Origin of the sequence: uncultured Limimaricola sp. (assembly GCF_964022235.1) — a bacterium.
In the GTDB taxonomy this organism is placed as follows: Bacteria; Pseudomonadota; Alphaproteobacteria; order Rhodobacterales; family Rhodobacteraceae; genus Limimaricola.
In genome coordinates this window covers 106397-123221 of sequence record NZ_CAXHZL010000001.1, presented here as the reverse complement: position 1 = coordinate 123221, position 16825 = coordinate 106397, and the positions used below count along the sequence as shown (strand labels likewise).

The window sequence follows — 16825 nt, the reverse complement described above, 5'->3', positions numbered from 1 at the left end:
CCTTAGTGCCGGGGCAGACGCAGCGCCGGCTCTGCCTCGGTCCGCTCGAAATCGACGGGGGCGGTGTCGGCGACGCGGCTGTGGCGCTTGAACTCGTAGACCCGCTCGCCGTCCTCGACGCGAGAGGTCATGACGAGGCATTGGTAGAGATGACGCGGACCGTCGTAGAGGTCGACGAAGCCATGAAGGATCGGCGCGTCCTTGGCGGCGAGGGCAAAGCCCGTTTCCCACATGCGCAGCACCGGATGGACGTCCTCCCCGTCATGCACGCACAGCCGCGCCGAACGGCGCTGGGCAGCGCGGCGCGCGGCCTCCATGGCATCTTCGAGGTCCTTGGTCAGGTAATCGGTCATCGCGCATCCTCCCCTGCCTTCCATCCTGCGCAGAAGAATATGAAATTCAAGCTACGTTCCCGAAAAATTCCTCTCAGGCGCGCGCTTTGGGGCGCAGGACGTGCGGCTGTGCGGGATCGTACAAAGCGCTGTCAGGGAACCCCTGATCGCGCCCCAGCGCCGGGCCGACGAGGATCAGCGCGGTGCGGGTGAGCTTGGCGGTGCGGACTTTGGCATGGATGTCCGCCAGCGTGCCACGGATCACCTGCTGATCGGGCCAGCTGGCGCGGTAGACCACGGCGACGGGGCAGTCGGCCCCGTAAAAGGGCGTCAGTCGCCGCTCGATGTCGCGCAGTGCACGAATCCCGAGGTGAATGGCCAATGTGGTGCCCGTGGCGGCGAAGTTCTCGAGCGTCTCGCCCGCCGGCATGGCGGTGGATTTCATCGACATGCGGGTGAGAACGATGGACTGCGCCAGTTCGGGGATCGTCAACTCCTGCCCAAGGGCGGCGGCGGCGGCGGTATAGGCGGGCACGCCGGGGATGATCTCATAGGCAATGCCATCCGCCTTGAGCCTGCGGATCTGCTCGGCGATGGCACCGTAGAGCGAGGGATCGCCGGAATGGACCCGTGCCACGTCCTGCCCCCGCGCATGGGCGGCGACGATCTCGGCATGGGTCTCGTCGAGCGTCATCGGCGCGGTGTCGAGCACCCGCGCGCCCTTGGGCGCGCCAGCCACGACCTCCGAGGGCACCAGGGACCCGGCATAGAGGCAGACGGGGCAAGCTGCGATGAGGCGCGCGCCCTTGAGGGTCAAAAGCTCCGGATCGCCCGGCCCGGCCCCGATGAAATAGACGGTCATGGCGCGCTCCTTGCGACTTTGCTCTTCAAATACTCACGGCGGCCAGCGGCCACCCGCCCGCCGCCTTGATCAGCGCGCATCGATCTTCTTGGCATAACCGCGCGGGGTGACCATGCGCGGCCCTTCCCCAAGTTGCACCAGCTTCGACTGCGAGGAGCCGACGAGCACGACGGTCAGCATATCGACCTCGTCGACCTGCAGCTCGTCGAGGCGGCGGTAACGGATCTCTTCCTCGGGACGGCCCAGAGAGGAGGCGAGCAGCACCGGCGTGTCGGCCGGACGGTGCTGCAGAAGGATCTCGCGCGCCTCGGCCAGCAGCGTGCGGCGGCGTTTGGACACCGGGTTGTAGAAGGCGATGACGAAATCGCCTTGGGCGGCGGCGTGCAGCCGCTTCACGATATCCTCACGCGGGGTGAGCAGGTCCGACAGCGAGATGGCGCAGAAGTCGTGACCCAGAGGGGCTCCGGCGCGCGAGGCGGCGGCCTGCAGAGCCGAGACGCCGGGTGTGCAGGTGACCTCGATGCGGCGCGCGGCGTCCGAGACGCCACCATTGGCCGCATCGCGGCCCAGCAGCTCGAACACCAGCGCGCCCATGGCGTAGATGCCCGCATCGCCCGAGCAGATCAGCGCCACGTCGCGCCCTTCGGCGGCGCGCTCCAGCGCGTAGCGGCAGCGATCTTCCTCGCCACCGAGCGGGAAGTCGGCGCGCGGTTTTCCGGCAGCCAGCGGCCCCAGCAGGTCGATATAGAGCCCGTAGCCCACCAGTTCCTCGGCCTCGGCGATGAGGCGCGACGCCTCGGGCGTGCGCCAGCCGGATTGGCCCGGGCCGATACCCACGACCGAAAGGCGGCCCCGCCTGCGTCCGCGCAATTCGGTGGCAGGCTGCGGCGTCATGGCCAGCGCGCAGGTGGCGTTGGCGGTCTTGCGCTTGGTCACGGCAAGCGTGGCCTCGGGCCCACCTTGGGCCAGCGCCGCCCCTTCCGACACACCGTGGCAGCCGACCTCGGCAAAGACGACCTCCGACGGGGTGGCAAGACGCGGTGCCTCGGCCTCAAGCTCGGCGGCGGTGAACAGGCGCAGTGGCACGCCGATTGCACGTGAAACATTCAGGATCGCGGGCTCGTCAGCCTTGAGGTCGATCGAGGCCACGGCCTGCACCGCCTCGGGCGCGATGCCCGCCTCGGCGAGGGTCTCGCGGACGAGGGCTGCGAGCTCCTCGGGCGGGCAATTGCGGGCGCAGCCAAGACCCAGCACCGCGCGCTGCGGCGCGAAATGCAGGTGGTCGGGGCCGAGGCCCTGCTGCGGGGCCTCCGCTACGGTGATCCTCAGCGCGTCACCCTGCGGCAGATCGGCCAGCCACGGGGCCTCGCCGGTCACAGTCGCGCCGCCGCCCGAGAGCAGCGCCGCCATCGCGCCCTTGGCGTCGTGGGGGTTCACGAGGCGGTAGCCCAAGGGCGGCTCATCGAGCGCCACGCCGAGCGAGACGTCGCCTGCGGTGGTGACGGCCGCGGTGGCGCCCAAGGCCTCGGCGATGCGCTTGGCCAGCCGGTTCGCGCCGCGATGGCCGCCGAGCAAGGGGACGACGACACGGCCGTCGTCGGAGACGGAGATGACGGGCGGCTCGCCGCGCTTGTCCGAGAGCATCGGGGCCACCGCGCGGATCAGGATGCCACTCGCGCAGACGCCGACGATGGGCGTTCCGGCGGCGAATAGATCGCGCGCGTGCTCCAGCGCATCGGCAAAGAAGGCATCGGCGGCCTCGACCCGGCCCTCGCGGCCATGCAGGGGGGCGCCCAAGGCTTCGGCCACGCGGCGGGCCACGGTTTCGCCAGAGCGCGACAGCGCGAGGACAACGGGGGTCACAGCCAAGGATCGGCTCCCTTCGTGAGAATGATCATCGAAAAATAAGGGGCGGTATCGGGCGCATCGGCCAGCGGGCGAACCACTTCGGCCTCCAGCGTGGCACGCTCGACGTAAGTGGCATGGGCGGTGAGGCCGAGATCTTCGATCACGGCGCGGACCTTCGGAAAATGGCGGCCCAGTTTCATGATCGCCACGCTCTCGGCGCCCTCGATCCGGGCGCGCAGCTCCGCCTCGGGGAGCGGCCCCGGCAAAACGGTCAAACGCTCGTTACGGGCGGCCAGTGGACGACGTGCGGCGGCGGCGGCGGCGGTGAGCGAGGTAACGCCGGGCACGATCTCGACGCGGTGATGCGCCTCGAGCCGCGCAAAAAGATACATGAAGGAGCCGTAGAAGAACGGGTCGCCCTCGCAGAGACACACCACGTCCTCGCCCGCCTCCAAGGCTTGGGCGATCTGCGCGGCTCCTGCGTCATAAGCGGCCTGCGCCGGGCCGCGCTCGACCGTCATCGGCACGTCCATGACGATCTCGCGCGCAGTCGGCGCGATGAGATCGGCGGCGATGGCGCGCGCGAAACTCGCGCCCCCTGCAAGGGTCGGATAGGCGACGACGCGGGCCCCCTCGATCAGCCGCGCGGCGCGCAGGGTGATGAGATCCGGCGCGCCCGGGCCGAGACCGACGCCGTAGAGCGTGCCCGATGCGGGAGTGGTCATCGCTTGATCAGGCTCCATTGCATCACCGGCATTGCCGGACGCCAGCCGGTCAGCCGCCCCACCGGTTCGGCCCGTTGCACCGAGATACGCACCAGCGACCCGCCATGCGCCTTGTGCAACCCGATCAGCGCCGCCTCGCTTTCAAGGGTCACCGCGTTGGCCACCAGCCGCCCCAGCGGGCGCAGCGCGGCCCAAGCCGCCTCGAACACTTCGGCCGACAGCCCGCCGCCGATGAAGATCGCGTCCGGGGCGGGCAGGCCGGTCAGCGCGCCCGGCGCCTCGCCCTCGACCAGCCGCAGCCGCGGCGTGCCAAGCGCCAGCGCATTGGCCGCGGCCATCGCCCGACGGTCGGCGCGCGGCTCGATGCCGATAGCATTGGCATAGCGGGCCGCCCGCATCCATTCGATCGCGACCGAGCCTGAGCCGGTGCCGATGTCCCAGAGCAGCGCGCCGCGCATCGGCATCAGCTTGGCCAGCGTCGCCGCGCGCAGCTCGCGCTTTGTCATCGTGCCGTCCGAGACGAAGAGGCTGTCGTCGAGCCCCGGCACGCGTGGGATCAGCGCGGCATCGGGGGCGGCCACGCAGTCGACGGCCAGCGTGTTGAAGGCGGGCACCTCGTGGTCCCACGCCTCCGCCAGGCCGTCAAAACGGGCCTCGGCCTCGCCGCCCATGTTAGCCAGCACCGTCATTGGGCTGCGCCCAAAGCCACGCTCGGTCAGGAACCGCGCGATCTGGCCGGGCGTGTCCGATCCGGTGGTCAGGATCAACAGCCGCGCCTGCGGTTGGATGAAGGCGATCATCTGCTCCACGGGGCGGCCATGCACGGTCAGCGTCTCGACATCCGCGAGGCTCCAGCCCATGCGGGCGGAAGCCAGCTGGAACGCCGAAAGCTGCGGGTGGAATACGATCTCGGACGCCGGGATCGCCCGGCCGATCCGCGCACCGACCGAGAACCACAGCGGATCGCCCGTTGCCAGAACCACGACGCGGCGGCCCTTGTAACCCTCGAGCTGGTCGATCAGCGCGTCGAAGGGGCTGGGCCAGGCCACGCGCTCGGCTCCTACCGCACCGGCAAGCTCGTGATGCCGATCTCCGCCGACGATGATCTCGGCCGCCTCGACCACGGCGCGGGTCGCGGGCAGCAGGCCCTCCATGCCGTCCTCGCCGATGCCGACGACGTGGAGCCATGGCTCTTGAGCTGCGACCGCGTTCATCCCCGTTCCTCCGAAATGCCATTGGCTAGCGCGTTCACCGCCGCCGACGCCATGGCCGAGCCGCCCTTGCGGCCCCTGAGCGCCACGAACTCGCAGCCGCGCGCATTACTCGCAAGCTCCGCCTTGGACTCCGCCGCGCCGACGAAACCCACCGGGAAGCCGAGGATCAGCGCCGGTTTCGGCCAACCTGCATCGAGCCGCTCCAGCAGGTGGAACAGCGCAGTGGGCGCGTTGCCTACCGCCACCACCGCGCCCTCGATGTGCTCGCGCCACAGCTCCACCGCCGCCGCCGAGCGCGTGGTCGACAGATCCGTCGCCATACCCGGCACACGCGCGTCGTTCAGCGTTACCAGAACCTCGGTACCTGGCAGATGCCGCCGGATGATCCCCGCCGCCACCATCTCGCAATCACACAGCACGGGCGCGCCCGACGCCAGCGCCGCGCGGCCTGCAGACATCGCGGCTGGAGAGAACGCTAGACGATCCGCGATCTCGACCATGCCGCAGGCGTGGATCAGGCGGATCACCATCGGACGCAGATCCTCGGGAAAACGGTCGAGCTTGGCCTCGGCGCGCACCGTCGCAAAGCTCTGGGCGTATATCTTGGAGGGGTCGGTCTCGTAGGGGCGCATCACGGCCTCCGTCCCACGCGGCGCTGGCCGGGGGATTTGAGTATTTGAGGAGTAAAGTGGCTCACTTGCGCGACTTCAACACGCTGAGCGGGCCAAGGGGATGGTCGGCCTGCGGGTAAACCGCGTGCTGGTGATCGTGATCATGGCCATGGCTATGGTCGTGGTGGTGATGGCCGTGATGATGGTCATGCGCATGATCATGCGTGTGGTCATGCGGCAGGCCGTGCGCATGGGCATGGGCATGGCGGTCGGCGGCGTCCAGACGGCACAGGCCGGTGCAGAAGTCCTCGCACAGCGCGCAATCGGCCACGTTGGAGCCGGGCGCATTCGCCCCCTGCCCCTCGACGTGGTGGTGATGGCTCTCCTGCACCGCACCCACCTCGGCCTCGAAACCCAAGACCTGCGTGCGGTATTTGCACATGCCGCAGGTCGGCGGCACCACCTCGCCCACAAGCTCGGTCACGCGCTCGGCAAAGGTGGCGAGCACCTCGCCATGGTCGCCCAGATAGGGCGCCTTCACGACCTCCAGCTCGGGATGCGCTTCGGCCACCCGGTCGGTGAAGCCGTAGATCCGGTCGATCAGGATGCCCGAAAACAGGAAATACGGGAACACCACGACCCGGCGGTAGCCCAGCTTGGCCACGTGTTCGAGGCAAGGCTCGACCAGCGGAAAGGTGACACCGGAATAGCCCGTCTCGCACCAGCCGAAACCCATGCCCTCCCAGAGCAGCCGCGCGATCTTGGCAACGTTGCCGTTGGCGTCGGGATCAGACGCGCCACGCCCGATCACCACGAGGCAGGTCTCGTGCATCGGCACGTCGGAGGGATTGGCGTCGAGCGCGCTTCGGATGCGGTCGGCGGCGGCGGCGACCATGCGCGGATCGACCCCGAGCTCGCGGCCATAGATGATCTCGATGCCGTGCTTGGCGGCATAGGTGTTGAGCACGGTGGGAATGTCGTTCTTGGCATGCATCGCGGCAAACAACATGCCGGGCACCGCGAGGATGCGGGTGCAGCCCTGTTCGCGCAGCCGGTCGAGACCGTCGCGGATCACCGGGTTGGCGAATTCGAGATAGCCGTATTCCACCGGCCAGTCGGGCGGCAAAAGCGCGGGCAGCTTTTCGGCGAGAATCGCGAATTCATCGACCGCCGATTGGCTGCGCGAGCCATGGCCGCAGATCATCACGCCGGTCTTGGGGCCGGAGGCAAAGGACGAGGCGGGGGCGGAGACGCTCATGCCTGCGCCTCGTCGCCCTGCGGTTCGGCCGCCTCGGTCTCATCGTCCTTGCGCCCGCCCTTGAGCGCGCCCCACAGGCCCAGCGCGATGGCAAGGCCGATGGCGGCACCGGCGACCCAGTGGTCGTGACCGGCAAGATCGGCCACGTGGCCGGTGTGGGCAAGAACCGTGCCGGGTGCGGCCATGAGGGCGGTGGTCGGCAGGAGAATGTGGCGCATCGCGGACCTCTCGATCTGGCAATGGCCGGCGGCCCCTCCGCATCATGCGGACGGGTCGAGGACGACGTGATGCTCAGATCCCCTGTCTGGGTCGACCGCCGCACCACCAACCGTTCCGGCCACTTCGGGCTTCGTCGGCCCCTTCCTTATCGGTCGCCACGATCCGACGAAACCCCCCGATGCGTCACTTCATGGGCATGGGGCGACCCGGGTTCACGGCCAGTGCCTCAGCACGGGCCAGCGTCGCCACTTCGACCTCGGGGAAATGCTCCCAGGCCAGCGGGGCCTGCAGATCGGCGAACTTGCCGCCACCGCTGCGGGTCACGAAGCCGCCGCCGCCGGTTTCCAGATGAAAGCTCATGCCGTGCACGCCGCTTACCACATAGGTGTCACCCGCAACCGAAAGCCGCCCGGCGTGGCCATTGACGCAGATTGCGCGGCCTTCTTGGCAGGGGATCAACCGCCAAGTTGCCATGTGACCATCCCGGCCCGGGGCGATCACGGACATCGGCCCCATCTGGAAAGGCCGTTCAGCGTATTCCGGCTCGAAGGGTGCGGGATCGGGCAACATCCGGACATGAGCCACAGGCGGCATGACCGGTGGCAGCGCCACTGATTCCAGCAGCGGCATCACCAGAGGCTCGACCTCGCCGCAGCCTGCCAGGAACAAGGCCATCACGGCAGCTCCCGTGTTCATACCCGTTCGCATCGCGCCACTCCTCATACTCGCAGTATACTGATCAAATAGCCGTGAAGCCCCGTTCGACAATCGCTCTTAGCGTCTCCCGAACAGCTTCTCTATATCCGTTAACTTCAATTCGACATAGGTGGGCCGGCCATGGTTGCACTGCCCCGATCCCGGTGTGGCTTCCATCTCGCGCAGCAGCGCGTTCATTTCTTCGGCGCGCATCTGTCGACCCGATCGCACCGAGCCATGGCAGGCGACGCGGCTCAGGATCGCGTCGAGCCGCGCCGGAAGCGCCGTGCTGGCGTCGAGATCCTCCAACTCATCGAGAATGTCGCGCAGCAGCGCGCCCGCGTCGATCCGGCCCAGCATCGCGGGTGTCTCGCGCACCGCGACCGTGCCCGGGCCGAAGGCCTCGATGCTCAGGCCAAGCTTCGACAGGTCCTCGGCCACCTCCAGCAGCCGCTCCGCGCCGGCCCCGAGATCGACGATCTCGGGCACCAGCAGCGCCTGCGCCGCGACACCGGTTTCGGCCATCTGCCGCTTCAATCGCTCGTAGACCAGCCGCTCATGCGCGGCGTGCTGATCCACCAGCACCATGCCGGTTTCGGTCTGGGCCACGATCCAGTTGCCGTGAAGCTGCGCGCGCGCCGCGCCCAGCGGCAGCGCTTCGGCCCCCGGCTGCCGGCCCGCCTCCTCGACGCGTGCCGAGGGCAGATCGGTGCCCGACAGACGCGCATCCGGCAGGCCGTGCGCGGTTTCGAAGCCGAAGCTCGATTCGGCCATGCCCGGCGCCTGAGCGACGCGGGCCACACTCATCGCGCGCATCGAAGGGCGGTCCATCTGGTAGATGCGGGCCGGGGCACCGGAAGCCCCCCGCGCGGGGCGGTCCTCCTCGTCGATCAGCCCGCCCGCATCGCCTGAACGCGCCGCCGGGCCGGGGCGCATCATCGACAATGTCTCCGACGCCACGGTGGTCGAGGCGCGGTGCCCTGCCTCAGACAGCGCCGCGCGCAGGGTCGAGACGATCAACCCGCGCACCGCTTGGGCGTCGCGAAACCGCACCTCGGATTTGGCCGGGTGCACGTTGACGTCGACGAGCTGCGGCGCGCATTCGACGAAGAGCGCGGCGGCGGGAAACCGGTCGCGCGACAGAAAATCCATATAGGCCGCGCGCAGGGCTCCGGTAAGTTGCCGGTCGGTCACCGGACGGCCGTTGACGAAGACGTGCTGGCTCACACCCGCGCCGCGCGAATAGGTCGGCAGCGCCGCAAAGCCGGTGAGATGCAGCCCCTCGCGGCTGCCGTCGACAGGCAGCGCGTTGTCATGGAACTCGCGGCCAAGGATGGCGGCAAGGCGGTTGCCCAACGCGGTGACCGGATCGCCCGCCTCGGCATCGACGCGAAAGATCTCGCGCTCGCGCCCGTCAGTGATGTCGCGCAACACGAAGGCGACATGCGGCTCGGCCATGGCAAGCCGGCGCAGCGCCTCGGCCAGCGCCTGCGCCTCAGCGCGGTCGGTGCGCATGAACTTGAGCCGGGCCGGTGTCGCGTGAAACAGGTCGCGCAGCTCGACCACCGTGCCCCGGTCGAGCGCGGCGGGTGCCACCGCCCCCAGGCGCCCGCCGGTGACCGAAATCGTCGCCGCCTCCTGCCCCGCCACCCGCGAGGTGAGCGTCAGCCGCCCCACCGCCCCCAAGGAGGCCAGCGCCTCGCCGCGAAAGCCGAAGCTGTGGATCTCCAACAGGTCCGAGCCGTCGATTTTGGAGGTGGCGTGGCGCGCCAGTGCCAGAGGCAGCTCTTCCGCCGTCATGCCGCAGCCGTCGTCGCGCACCCGGATCAGGCTCTTGCCGCCGTTGGAGATGGTCACTTCGATGCGCCGCGCCCCTGCGTCGAGCGCGTTCTCCACCAGTTCCTTGACCGCCGATGCCGGACGCTCGACCACCTCGCCCGCGGCGATGCGGTTGATCGCCGCCTCGTCGAGTTGGCGGATCACGGGGCGCGGGGCGGGGTCGGCAGGGGTGTGCAGCGTCATGGGCGCGAGACTAGCACGCCCCGCGACCTCGGCGCGAGGCCTCACTCGGCGGGCGGCACCACCTCCGGCAGGGTGATTCGCGGGGCCGTGTCGGGCTCCAGCCCCTCGGGGCGACCCACCACCACGAAGTGCAACGCCTGCGGGTCCACGCGCTCGGCGGCGACCCGGTTCACCTCCTCCAGCGTTACCGCTTCGATGAAGGCGTTGCGTTCGGTCACATAGCTCTTGGGCAGGCCGGTGAGCTGCATGCCGACAAGAATGTCGGCGATCGGCCCGTTGCCGTCAAAGCGCAGCGGATACTCCCCAGTGAGATAGGTCTTGGCCGCGTCCAGCTCCTGCTGCGTAACGCCCTCGCTGGCAATGCGCGCCCACTGGTCGCGGATGACCTCGATCGCTTGGGCCATCTTGTCATTGGCCGAGGCCAGCGAGCCAATCCAGAACTCGGCGTTTTCCAAAGGCACCAGATCGGTGCTGACGCCGTAGGTTAGACCGCGCTTCTCGCGCACCTCGGTCATCAGGCGGCTCTCGAAGCCGCCGCCGCCGAGAATGTGGTTGAGCACATAGGCCGCGAAGAAATCCGGGTCGTCGCGCTTGAGACCGGGCTGGCCGAACAGGGCGGTGGATTGCGGGGTTGGATAATCGATCACATCGATGCCGCCGGTCAGTCCGAAATCCACATGATCGGGGAGGTCCGGGCCGGTCTGCGGCAGATCGCCCAACAGCTCGTCGATGAGCGCGCCCAGCTTTTCGGGCGTGATGTCGCCCACGGCAGCCACATGCACGCGGTCGCGGGTCAACGCCGCCTCATGCGCCTCGAGCAGATCCTCACGGGTCAGCGCCGCCACGCTTTCGGGCGTGCCGTTGTCGGGGCGCCCATAGGGGTGATCGCCAAAGGCCGCCTCGTAAAAGGCCCGGCTGGCGAGGCGACGCGGGTTCTGTTCGTCCTGTGCCAGGATCGACTGCACCTGCCCGCGCACCCGCTCGATCGCCACGGGATCAAAGCGCGGCGCGGCCAATGCGGCGCGCAGCAGATCCGCCGCCGCGTCGCGGTTCTCGCTCAGCATTCGGGCCGACACCCGAAGCGTGTCGGTGCCGACGTCGAAGGAAAAGCTCGCCGCGAGATCCTCTCGCGCGGCTTGGAAGGCGCGGGCGTCCATCTCGCCTGCCCCTTCCTCGAGAAGGCCGGTCATCAGATTCACCGCGCCCAGCCGCTCGGGATCGTCGAGACCGGTACCGCCTTCGAAGCGCAGCTCCAGCGCGGTGAAGGGAATGGTATGGTCCTCGACCAGCCAAGCTTCGATACCGCCGGGCGAGGTCACTTCCTCGATCTCGATCTCGGCCCGGGCGACACCGGCAAATCCGGCGCAGAAGGCGAGGGTCAGGCTCAGGGTGCGGATCATTTCGGCTCCTCCTCGCGGGTCGGGGCAACGTGCAGCGTCACGCTCTGGTCGGGGTCGAACACCGCACGGGCGGCCTCGACCACCTGCTCGGCGGTGACGGATTGCAGGATCTCGGGCCACGCGCCCACGTCCTCCACCGTCAGTCCCTGGCTCAAAGCAGCACCATATCGCCGCGCCAGAGCTTCGACCGAATCGCGGGCATAGATTTCGGAGGCCCGAAGCTGGGTGCGGATGCGCTCCATCTGCTCGGGCGTGGGGCCGGTGTCGAGAAACCCTGCCACCACCTCATCGAGCGCCGCTTCGGCGGCGTCGAGCGTCACGCCGGGCTTGGGCACGATCGAAAGCGAGAAGGTCGCGTCGTCGAGCGACATGCCGTCGTAGCCCGCACCTGCGTGCAGCGCGATGTCGCGCTCGAACACCAGCTCCTCGCCCAACACCGAGGTAAAGGACGAACCGCCAAGGATCTCGGCCAGATAGGTCAGCGCCGCCGCCGTCTCCTGATCGCCCGAATCGCGCTCGGGCGCGAGGTAGCTGCGGGTGACATAGGGCTGGGAGACGCGCTCATCGACGTAAACGAGATGGCGCGCTGCGCGCTGCGGCGGCTCTTGCGGGCGGATGCGCTCGGGCAGGTCGGGTTCGGCCGGGATCGGGCCATAATGCTCTTCGGCGAGCGCCAGCACCTCCTCGGGGAGCACGTCGCCCGCCACCACGAGAATCGCGTCGTTGGGCGAATAATAGGTCTCGTAGAAGTCGCGCACTTCCTTGCGGCCCAAGCCCTCGATCTCGTGCATCCAGCCGATCACCGGACGGCCATAGGGGTGGTTGATGTATTGCGCGGCGACCATCTGCTCGCGCGCCAGAGCGCCGGGGTTGCTCTCGGTGCGCTGGTTCCGCTCCTCGACGATCACCTGCCGCTCGGTCTCGATGTCCTCGTCGGTGAGCGCGAGATCGTTCATCCGCTCGGCTTCCATCTGCATCATGAGCGGCAGGCGGTCGGCGGCGACGCGCTGGAAATAGGCGGTGTAGTCGGTCGAGGTGAAGGCGTTGTCCGAGCCGCCATTGGCCGCGACCGTGGCCGAGAACTCGCCCGCCTCCAGATCGTCGGTGGCCTTGAACAGCAGGTGTTCGAGGAAATGCGCGACGCCAGAGGCGCCTTCGGGCTCGTCGGCGGAGCCCACGCGGTACCACAGCATCTGGGTGACCACGGGGGCGCGGTGATCCTCGATCACCACCACCTCGAGGCCGTTGTCGAGCGTGTAGGTCGTCACCGCGTCACCCGTGGCGATCACCGGGGCGGCCTCTTGGGCCGACACGGTCGATGCCAGCACGGGCAAGGCAAGGATGACGGGGGTGGCCAGGGCCAGTCTGCGCAGCATGAAGTGCCTCCTTCGCTGCGCCCAACCTACGGTGCCGCGCCGCCGCCGCAAGCGCCGCCACGGCTTCGTGAGGGGCCGCGAGCGATCAGAAAGGCGGCTGCAGCGCGGTCTGGCGCGAACGGGTACGCAGGGCGACCTCGCTCGGATCGGGATCGGCGCGGTTCACCGTGCCCGGCGCGGGTGGCGGCAGATCGAGGCGCGCCGGGATCGTGAGCGGCTGCTGGGGCACCACGAGGGCCGGATCGGGGCCCGCGGGACCATCGCCCCGGCTGCAGCCCGCGAGTATCAGCGCGGTCAGCCCCGCGGCCAGTGCCAGTCGCATGTGTCGTCCCCGTCGGTCTTGTCCGACCCCCTGACTATCGCAGGTCATGCGCCGGGTCACGGGCTCTTTGTGCCGCGCTTGCGGCGCGGTGACACCCCGCCCGGGCCGGGCCGCCGGTCGGACTGAGGTTTGTCGCCGCCGAACAGCACCAGCCCCACCGCGCCCAGAAAGATCGCAATGTCGGCGATGTTGAAGGCATAGGGGTTTTCGATGCCGCAGCAGCTGACGTTGAGGAAGTCGGCCACCGCGCCATAGAGCACCCGGTCGATGACGTTGCCCAGCGCACCGCCCACCAAGAGCCCCGCCGAGATCCGCGCCATGCGCCCGCCGCCGTCGCGGGCGATCCAGACGAGGACCGCCGCCGAGATGGCGAGCGCCAGCCCCACCAGCACCCAGCGCATGTCGAAGCCCGCGAAAAGTCCGAAGTTGACACCTCTGTTCCACGCCATGCGAAAGCTCAGGATGCCGGGGATCACCTCCATCTGAAGGCGCTCCATCAGCCCGAGCGCGTGCACCACGAGGTATTTCGTCGCCTGATCGGCGAGAAACACCCAAAAGCCGGTCCAGAGGGTCAATCGCACCGCGCTCTCCTCAGTGCCGGAAATGACGCATGCCGGTCAGCACCATCGCCAGACCTGCCTCGTCGGCGGCGGCGATCACCTCGTCGTCGCGCATCGAACCACCCGGCTGGATCACCGCCGTGACGCCCGCGCCCGCCGCTTCCATCAACCCGTCGGCAAAGGGAAAGAACGCATCCGACGCCACGACCGAACCCTTGGCGGGGGTTTCGGACAGGCCCAGCGCCTCGCCCATGCGGCCCGCCTTGGCAGCCGCGATCAGCGCGCTGTCGAGCCGGCTCATCTGGCCTGCGCCGACACCCACCGTCTGGCCGTCCTTGGCATAGACGATGGCGTTCGACTTCACGTGCCGCGCCACGGTCCAAGCGAACATCAGGTCTTCGATCTCCTGCGCCGAGGGCGCGCGCTTGGTCACGACCTTGAGGTCGTCGCGGCTCACGAAGCCCGAATCGTGGTCCTGCACCAGCAGGCCACCGGCGACCTGCCGATAGGTCAGACGCGGCGCGCGCGGATCGGGCAGCGCCTCGGTTACCAGCAGGCGCAGGTTCTTCTTGGCGGCGAAGATGGCGCGGGCCTCTTCGTCGGCGCCGGGCGCGATGACGACCTCGGTGAAGATCTTCGCGATCTCCGCGGCAGTCGCGCCGTCGAGCGGCCGGTTCAGCGCCACGATGCCGCCAAAGGCCGAGGTGCGGTCGCAATCGAAGGCGCGCGCATAGGCCTCGACCAGCGAGCCGCCGGTGGCGACGCCGCAGGGGTTGGCGTGCTTGATGATCGCGCAGGCAGGTGCGTCACCGCCGAACTCGGCCACCAGCTCATAGGCCGCGTCGGTGTCGTTGATGTTGTTGTAGCTCAGCTCCTTGCCCTGGATCTGCCGCGCGGTGGCGACGCCCGGACGCGAGGTGCCGTCGGTGTAGAAGGCCGCCTGCTGGTGCGGGTTCTCGCCATAACGCAGCGTCTGGACCAGCGTGCCGGCAAAGGCGCGGCGGCGCGGCGTCGTCTCGCCGATGGCCCGTGCCATCCAGGTCGAGACGGCGGCGTCATAGGCGGCGGTGCGGGCATAGGCGGTCTGGGCGAGCCGCTTGCGGAAGGGCAGATCGGTCTGGCCGTCGTTGTTCTCCAGCTCCGACAGCAGCGCCTCGTAGTCCTCGACATCCGTCACCACGCAGACATCGGCGTGGTTCTTGGCGGCGGCGCGGATCATCGCCGGGCCGCCGATGTCGATGTTCTCGATGCAGGTGTCGTAGTCGGCGCCTTTGGCCACCGTCTCCTCGAAGGGGTAGAGGTTGACCACCAGCAGGTCGATCGCCGGGATGCCGTGCTCGGCCATCGCCGCCGTGTGGCTGTCATCGCTCCGCACCGCGAGCAGGCCGCCGTGCACGCGGGGGTGCAACGTCTTGACGCGACCGTCCATCATCTCGGGAAAGCCGGTGATCTCGGCCACGTCCCGGACGGGCAGCCCCGCCTCGCGCAGCGCCTTGGCCGAGCCGCCGGTGGAGAGCAGCTCGACGCCGCGGGCGTCGAGCGCGCGCGCGAGGTCCACGAGGCCGGTCTTGTCGGAAACGGAGAGCAGCGCGCGGCGCAGCGGGGCAAGCGAGGTCATGGGTCGTCCTTCCTGATCCTGGTCCGCCGGCCTCACGCCGGATCACCCTCCCCGCGCCACAGGTCGCGCGGAGCCAGCACGGCGTCGCCCGATCGCACGAGCGACCAGCGGACGAGGGTCGCATAGGCCATCGCGCGGCCGGATAAAACCACCTGTTGCGTCGGCACGGGTCGTGAACGGCTCTTTTCGAGGTAGACCGAGGGTGCCAGCGACAGGCGTGCGCCGCCGTCATGCGCGAGACGCCAGACCTCGCCCGAGCGCAGCCGGAGCAGCGCCACGGCCCCTTGCGCGTCGAGCGCGGCCTCCACGTCGGGGTGCAGGTGGAACCGGATCGTGAAGGCGACGCCCGGATCGCGCCCGGCATGGCTCGCGGCGTCGAAGGCCCGCTCGTCCGCGGGGCCGAGCGTGGTCAGCAGGTCCTCGCCCACGAGCGTCAGGCCGCCTCGGTCGAGCCCGAGCCTGCGATCATGCGTCAGCCCGAAGTTTGCACGCCAAGCGTCATGGCTAGCCTCGATCCGTTGCATCCCATCGGCATCGGCGCGGTGCGCCAGCACCTCTCCCGGCCCCTCGACCAAAGGCTCGGCCCCGCCCAGGCCCATCCCGAGGCGCGCCGAGGAGTGCCCGTCGAGGCAGAGCGTGGAATGCGACGGTGTGGCGCGCCCGGCACGGCGCCAGTCGGGCCCGTGATGCGCACCGGAGCCACAGCTGACGATCAGGGGTCGGCGGCCGCAGGTCATCTCGAAGGCCAGCGTCGAGGCGTGGGCCCGCGTCGCGAGCGGACCACTCGGTGGCCTTGCCGCGTCGAGCAGCACGGTAGTGCGCGCCGCCGCGAGCCGCGCGTACCCCATGCGCAGCCCGACCGGTGGCGCGCCCACAGGCACTTCCGCCTCGAGCAGCGCCCGTTCCAGACGCCCCTCGGCCCCTCGCCCGCCGCCGTGAAACCGCGCCAGCTCGCCGTCGGCATGGCGCAGAGCCCGCAACAGCCGGGCCGCCGCGTCCATCGCGTCGCGCTGGGCGGAGGTGGTGGCCGCCCCGAGAATCGCGGCGGCAGTGTTGAGCGAACAGAGCAAATCGAGCAGCGCCTCGGGATCGCGAGAGGCGATGGCACCGTCCTGACCGATGGCGGTGGCCGCCGCCTGCCCCAACGCCGCCGCGCGGCGGGCGGGCTGGCGCGGCGCGGCGTAGAGCGCCATCTCGGCCTGCAACAGTGCCGAGAGCGCCATGACGCGCCCCGGCCCGGCCTGCGCCTTGTGCCAATGCCGCGCCAGCCAGCGCGATTGCAGCGACAGGCTGCGCAGGAACGCGGCCTCGTCCGAACGCGGCGACGGGCTCTGGGTCAGCCAGGCCCCGTTGGACACCCAGACCGTCAGCCGCTTGGCGGTAGCCTCAAAGGTCCAGCCCGGTCCGCGCCCGTCGCCATATCGGGTGATCCAGTCCTTGAGCCAGTCCCAAGCGAGATCGCGCGCTGCGGGACCGCCCTGAGCCGCGAGGTCGTCGAGCCAGCCAAAACGGTGCTGCGCCGCGCTTTCGGGATCGGTTTCGGGGCCAAGCGACCAGATCGGGCGGCCCCGGCTCTGGACCTGTTGCCCGGCCCTGAGGTGTCGCCCGGCCAGCAGGTCGCGGCCGCGCTTGGGATCGCCGAACCCCTCTGGTGTGGCGGGGCGCGCCAGCGCGTCGGGCACGGGCGCGCGCGCATCCATCCGCCACCAAAGCCGCTCGATCCCCCATCGGTGTTGCATGACCGCCACCGGCCCATCTCCCG

16 protein-coding genes are annotated in these 16825 nt (G+C 69.5%); all 16 read right to left on the bottom strand.

Annotated features, from left to right (window positions below; genetic code table 11):
• Nucleotides 1-2: 2 nt before the first annotated feature.
• Complete coding sequence (locus AADJ02_RS00650) at nucleotides 3-353, bottom strand: hypothetical protein (protein WP_341211072.1); 351 nt, start codon at nucleotides 351-353, stop codon at nucleotides 3-5.
• Nucleotides 354-426: 73 nt separating this feature from the next.
• Nucleotides 427-1194 carry a precorrin-4 C(11)-methyltransferase gene (gene cobM / locus AADJ02_RS00645; protein WP_341211071.1) on the bottom strand — a complete coding sequence of 256 codons (768 nt, stop codon included), beginning with the start codon at nucleotides 1192-1194 and terminating at the stop codon, nucleotides 427-429.
• 69 nt (nucleotides 1195-1263) lie between these two features.
• Nucleotides 1264-3063 carry a precorrin-3B C(17)-methyltransferase gene (gene cobJ, locus AADJ02_RS00640; protein WP_341211070.1) on the bottom strand — a complete coding sequence of 600 codons (1800 nt, stop codon included), beginning with the start codon at nucleotides 3061-3063 and terminating at the stop codon, nucleotides 1264-1266.
• Complete coding sequence (gene cobI / locus AADJ02_RS00635) at nucleotides 3054-3767, bottom strand: precorrin-2 C(20)-methyltransferase (protein WP_341211069.1); 714 nt, start codon at nucleotides 3765-3767, stop codon at nucleotides 3054-3056. The genes cobJ and cobI overlap by 10 nt, the downstream gene beginning before the upstream one ends.
• The gene (cbiE, locus tag AADJ02_RS00630) at nucleotides 3764-4981 is read right to left on the bottom strand and encodes a precorrin-6y C5,15-methyltransferase (decarboxylating) subunit CbiE (RefSeq protein WP_341211068.1); all 1218 of its coding nucleotides are present in this window, start codon (nucleotides 4979-4981) and stop codon (nucleotides 3764-3766) included. Before cbiE ends, cobI begins: the two co-directional genes overlap by 4 nt.
• Nucleotides 4978-5613, bottom strand: coding sequence for a precorrin-8X methylmutase (locus AADJ02_RS00625; protein ID WP_341211067.1), 636 nt, complete (start codon nucleotides 5611-5613; stop codon nucleotides 4978-4980). Before AADJ02_RS00625 ends, cbiE begins: the two co-directional genes overlap by 4 nt.
• 61 nt (nucleotides 5614-5674) lie before the next feature.
• A complete protein-coding gene (locus AADJ02_RS00620; protein WP_341211066.1) occupies nucleotides 5675-6850 on the bottom strand; it encodes a sirohydrochlorin chelatase in 1176 nt (391 codons plus the stop codon).
• A complete protein-coding gene (locus tag AADJ02_RS00615) occupies nucleotides 6847-7068 on the bottom strand; it encodes a DUF6732 family protein (RefSeq protein ID WP_341211065.1) in 222 nt (73 codons plus the stop codon). Before AADJ02_RS00615 ends, AADJ02_RS00620 begins: the two co-directional genes overlap by 4 nt.
• 184 nt (nucleotides 7069-7252) lie before the next feature.
• Complete coding sequence (locus tag AADJ02_RS00610) at nucleotides 7253-7744, bottom strand: hypothetical protein (protein WP_341211064.1); 492 nt, start codon at nucleotides 7742-7744, stop codon at nucleotides 7253-7255.
• A 99-nt stretch (nucleotides 7745-7843) separates the two neighbouring features.
• Nucleotides 7844-9787, bottom strand: coding sequence for a DNA mismatch repair endonuclease MutL (gene mutL, locus AADJ02_RS00605; RefSeq protein WP_341211063.1), 1944 nt, complete (start codon nucleotides 9785-9787; stop codon nucleotides 7844-7846).
• A 41-nt stretch (nucleotides 9788-9828) separates the two neighbouring features.
• Nucleotides 9829-11187: a pitrilysin family protein gene (locus AADJ02_RS00600; protein ID WP_341211062.1), complete on the bottom strand. Its 1359-nt coding sequence runs from the start codon at nucleotides 11185-11187 to the stop codon at nucleotides 9829-9831.
• Entirely contained in the window at nucleotides 11184-12563 is a 1380-nt protein-coding gene (locus tag AADJ02_RS00595) for a pitrilysin family protein (protein WP_341211061.1), read from the bottom strand. Before AADJ02_RS00595 ends, AADJ02_RS00600 begins: the two co-directional genes overlap by 4 nt.
• A gap of 85 nt (nucleotides 12564-12648) precedes the next feature.
• Nucleotides 12649-12885, bottom strand: a complete 237-nt coding sequence (locus tag AADJ02_RS00590; RefSeq protein ID WP_341211060.1) for a DUF3035 domain-containing protein — start codon at nucleotides 12883-12885, stop codon at nucleotides 12649-12651.
• Between the two features lie 56 nt (nucleotides 12886-12941).
• Entirely contained in the window at nucleotides 12942-13466 is a 525-nt protein-coding gene (lspA, locus tag AADJ02_RS00585; protein ID WP_341211059.1) for a signal peptidase II, read from the bottom strand.
• A gap of 10 nt (nucleotides 13467-13476) precedes the next feature.
• On the bottom strand, nucleotides 13477-15063 hold the full coding sequence (gene purH, locus AADJ02_RS00580; RefSeq protein ID WP_341211058.1) for a bifunctional phosphoribosylaminoimidazolecarboxamide formyltransferase/IMP cyclohydrolase: 1587 nt from the start codon (nucleotides 15061-15063) through the stop codon (nucleotides 13477-13479).
• A 32-nt stretch (nucleotides 15064-15095) separates the two neighbouring features.
• Nucleotides 15096-16802, bottom strand: a complete 1707-nt coding sequence (locus tag AADJ02_RS00575) for a heparinase II/III family protein (RefSeq protein ID WP_341211057.1) — start codon at nucleotides 16800-16802, stop codon at nucleotides 15096-15098.
• Nucleotides 16803-16825 lie beyond the last annotated feature (23 nt).